Genomic DNA, 399 nt, shown 5'->3' with positions numbered 1-399 from the left:
ACAAAATGCAGATTATTTCAGCAAACGATTTCAAATTTAAAAAACAGGCTTTGACATTGTGGGTGGGCATCGCTAATATTCGCCTCGTTCTCACGATTCCTCTGTAGTTCAGTCGGTAGAACGGCGGACTGTTAATCCGTATGTCACTGGTTCGAGTCCAGTCAGAGGAGCCAAATTTTAGTTTTGAGACATCTCTATGAGTCTCAAAACAGTTAAAAAATAAAAATTATTTTTACCCGGTTACCTTGTAAAAAAGTGACCGGGTTTTTTGATTTCTGTGTTTCGTGCGTTTAATCGAGTCTCACGCTTCAGTGAGCAAATTGTCCCTCCCCAACAGACATCACGATTCGCAAGGTCAAAAACTCTGTTCCATGAAGTACAGTACAAAGATAAAGAGAA

The 399-nt window shown here is 39.8% G+C and carries 1 tRNA gene; it reads left to right on the top strand.

Annotated elements, in window-relative coordinates:
- Positions 1 to 97: 97 nt before the first annotated feature.
- Positions 98 to 173 (top strand) — tRNA-Asn (locus FN960_RS23525).
- The last annotated feature ends 226 nt before the right edge of the window (positions 174 to 399 follow it).

The organism is Alkalicoccobacillus porphyridii (genome assembly GCF_007293315.1).
Taxonomy (GTDB): Bacteria; Bacillota; Bacilli; order Bacillales; family Bacillaceae_D; genus Alkalicoccobacillus; species Alkalicoccobacillus porphyridii.
This window is presented reverse-complemented; position numbering and strand designations above follow the sequence as displayed.